Annotated in this window: 4 protein-coding genes and 3 tRNA genes; all 7 read left to right on the forward strand. The window is 57.6% G+C overall.

What is annotated here, in order from left to right; translation table 11 throughout:
* The first annotated feature begins 277 nt into the window (after positions 1-277).
* A complete protein-coding gene (gene birA / locus AC58X1_RS24640; protein ID WP_150571018.1) occupies positions 278-1,237 on the forward strand; it encodes a bifunctional biotin--[acetyl-CoA-carboxylase] ligase/biotin operon repressor BirA in 960 nt (319 codons plus the stop codon).
* Positions 1,227-1,976 (forward strand): pantothenate kinase, encoded by a 750-nt coding sequence (locus tag AC58X1_RS24645; RefSeq protein ID WP_497429615.1) that lies wholly within the window; start codon positions 1,227-1,229, stop codon positions 1,974-1,976. Before birA ends, AC58X1_RS24645 begins: the two co-directional genes overlap by 11 nt.
* A 7-nt stretch (positions 1,977-1,983) precedes the next feature.
* Entirely contained in the window at positions 1,984-2,409 is a 426-nt protein-coding gene (locus AC58X1_RS24650) for a hypothetical protein (RefSeq protein WP_497429616.1), read from the forward strand.
* 144 nt (positions 2,410-2,553) lie between these two features.
* Positions 2,554-2,638 (forward strand) — tRNA-Tyr (locus AC58X1_RS24655).
* Positions 2,639-2,661: 23 nt separating this feature from the next.
* Positions 2,662-2,735, forward strand: a tRNA-Gly gene (locus tag AC58X1_RS24660).
* Positions 2,736-2,761: 26 nt separating this feature from the next.
* Positions 2,762-2,837, forward strand: a tRNA-Thr gene (locus AC58X1_RS24665).
* A 79-nt stretch (positions 2,838-2,916) separates the two neighbouring features.
* Positions 2,917-3,183, forward strand: a 267-nt coding sequence (locus AC58X1_RS24670) for a GTP-binding protein (protein WP_497429614.1), incomplete at its 3' end; no start/stop codon positions are given.

Consider the following 3,183-nt stretch of genomic DNA (forward strand, 5'->3'; position numbering starts at 1 on the left):
ATCGCCGATGGTAGTGTGGGGTCTCCCCATGTGAGAGTAGGTCATCGTCAAGATTCATTTCGCAAAACCCCTATCTGCGCGAGCAGGTAGGGGTTTTGTCTTTTCCGCGATCCGGAAATCTGGGGTCGCAAAGCGGCACTAGCTCTCCATCTGACTGCCTGGCACTTCCAGGGCGCCGCGAACATTTCGCTCTATAGCTAGGCCCTGGGTCGCCTTTTCCTATGCAAGCCAGCAGGCCATGGCTATCATTCCAGCCTTATTCAAAGTCGAGACTGGCATGCTGAAGTTGTTGAATCTCCTCAAGGATGGCCGGTTTCATTCCGGGCAGGCACTCGGGGAAGCTCTCGGAGTGAGCCGCAGCGCCGTCTGGAAGCAGCTGCAGCATCTGGAATCCGAATTGAATCTGTCTATCCACAAGGTACGCGGTCGCGGCTACCAGTTGGCAGCGCCGTTGGCACTGCTTGATGCCGGCGTCATCGCTGCGCAATCCGAAGGTGAACTGTGGCCGCTGTACATCCATGACGCTATCGACTCGACCAATGCCGAGGCCCTTAGAGCAGTAGGGCAGGGCCAGGCCGCCCCCTTTGTGGTGCTGGCCGAGCGGCAAAGTGCTGGTCGGGGCAGGCGCGGCCGGCAGTGGGTCAGCCCATTTGCCGAAAACCTGTATTACAGCCTGGTGCTCCGGATCGAAGGCGGCATGCGTCAGCTAGAAGGCCTGAGCCTGGTCGTAGGGTTGGCCGTCATGCGCGCGTTACACGGGTTTGGGGTAGAGCAGGCTGGCCTGAAATGGCCCAATGACGTGCTGGTTGCCGAGCAAAAGATCGCTGGCATCCTGCTTGAGCTGGTGGGCGACCCGGCTGATGTCTGCCATGTGGTGATAGGTGTCGGGATCAACGTCAACATGCAGACCAACGACCAGGTCGATCAGCAATGGACGTCAATGAAGCGTGAAGCCGGCGCGCCGATCGATCGCAATCTGCTGGTCGCGCGCCTCAATGTGCAGCTGCAGCATGAGTTGGCTCGCCATCGTCGTTATGGCTTTGCCGCGTTCCAGGAAGAATGGGAGCAGGCGCATGTCTGGCAGGGGCGCAAAGTCGCGCTGATCGCTGGTACCAGCCATACCCATGGCATCGTCCGTGGGGTAGATGGGCAGGGTGGCTTGCGGCTTGAGGTTGACGGTGTGGAAAAGAGCTTCAGCGGTGGTGAGCTCAGCCTGAGGTTGCGTGATGATTCTTGAGCTCGATTGCGGTAACAGCTTTATCAAGTGGCGCGTCATTCATGCCAGTGACGCCACTATTGTTGGCGGTGGGATTGTCGACTCGGATCAGGCCCTGCTTGTCGCCGTGCTGGGCTTGCCTTCGTTGCACCTGCAAGGCTGCCGAATCGTCAGCGTGCGCAGTGAAGAAGAAACCGCGGCGCTTCGCGCCGTTCTGTTTGCCGAGTTTGCCATAGATGCCCGGGTAGCCTTGCCAGCGCAGGCTATGGCCGGTGTGCGCAATGGCTATGAAGATTACCAGCGGCTGGGCATGGATCGCTGGTTGGCCGTGTTGGGTGCTTATCACCTGGCCAAAGGCGCATGCCTGGTGATCGATCTAGGGACCGCAGCGAAGGCTGACTTCGTTGCTGCAGATGGCGAGCATCTTGGTGGCTACATCTGCCCAGGGATGCCGCTGATGCGTAGCCAGTTGCGCACGCATACCCGGCGCATTCGTTATGACGATGCCTCGGCGGAGCGGGCGCTGAGCACGCTCGCCCCCGGCCGTTCTACAGTCGAAGCGGTCGAGCGCGGTTGCGTGCTCATGCTGCAAGGGTTTGCTCGAACCCAGATCGAGCAGGCGCGGGCGTTGTGGGGCGATAGCTTTAGCGTATTCCTCACGGGTGGTGATGCGCCGCTTGTTCGCGATGCGGCTCCGCAGGCGCGAATTGTGCCGGATCTGGTATTTGTCGGCTTGGCCATGGCTTGTCCACTGGATTGAGGTGCCTATGCGTTGGTTGTTTCTGTTGCTGTTGGTGCTTAACGTCGTTTTTTACGTGTGGCATCAGCAGGAGGCGCCGTTGAGAGTCAAAGAGGTCGCGCCGCTCTCTCTTTATAAAGGTAATCAGCAGGAGATCCGCCTGCTGCGCGAGACGGGTGCTGCGGCGCCGCCGCGCCGCCGCGATGAATGCCTGGTAGTGGGTGGCCTGCCCAGCAAGGAGCAGATCGATGCACTGCGCCAGCGGCTGCTGAGCCTGGACATTGACACGCAGCTCGTGGCTGGCCAGCTGCCGGGAGCTGACGGTCAGTGGCTAAAGGTTGCAGTTGAAGGCGAGCGTTTGCTGGACCAATCAATGGTCGAGAGTCTTTCCAAGGATTTCAAAGACTTAAAACGCAAAATTATTTTCTGCGGGGGTATTGCAACTGCTGAATAGCTTGATAGAATGGCGCCCGCTTCGCAGGGAACACCACTCAGGTGGTAGGACCGGAAGCTGTTGTCAAAGTAGCTAACTTCAAGATTTAATTGAAAAAAAGCTTGACAGCAGGACGGCAAAAGCTGAAAATGCCGCCCACGCTCAGGAGGGGTTCCCGAGCGGCCAAAGGGAGCAGACTGTAAATCTGCCGTCTTCGACTTCGAAGGTTCGAATCCTTCCCCCTCCACCATTTTAGCGAGAGCTGCAAGCTCCGCGGGTATAGTTTAGTGGTAGAACCTCAGCCTTCCAAGCTGATGATGCGGGTTCGATTCCCGCTACCCGCTCCAAGTTTGCTGTTGTTGCACATTGTTTCGCTCTTGTAGCTCAGTTGGTAGAGCACACCCTTGGTAAGGGTGAGGTCAGCGGTTCAAGTCCGCTCAAGAGCTCCATATAACAAGGCAGATATGAAAATATCTGCCTTTGTTTTATCGGTAGTAGTGACTATTTTCTTCTGCGGAGGACTGTTCGATGGCTAAGGAAAAGTTTGATCGTTCCCTACCACACGTAAACGTTGGCACTATCGGCCACGTTGACCATGGTAAAACCACTCTGACCGCAGCTCTGACTCGCGTCTGCTCCGAGGTGTTCGGTTCGGCGGTCGTCGACTTCGACAAGATCGACAGTGCTCCAGAAGAGAAAGCGCGTGGTATCACCATCAACACCGCGCACGTCGAGTACAACTCGAAGATCCGTCACTACGCTCACGTCGACTGCCCAGGTCACGCTGACTATGTG

This window comes from Pseudomonas sp. PGPR N4, assembly GCF_059693665.1.

What these genes read in the sequence shown, in the direction of transcription:
- AC58X1_RS24650 (WP_497429616.1), top strand. Translation starts at nt 1,984, where the DNA reads ATGCGTTGGTTGTTTCTGTTGCTGTTGGTGCTTAACGTCGTTTTTTAC.
- AC58X1_RS24645 (WP_497429615.1), top strand. Translation starts at nt 1,227, where the DNA reads ATGATTCTTGAGCTCGATTGCGGTAACAGCTTTATCAAGTGGCGCGTC.
- birA (WP_150571018.1), top strand. Translation starts at nt 278, where the DNA reads ATGCTGAAGTTGTTGAATCTCCTCAAGGATGGCCGGTTTCATTCCGGG.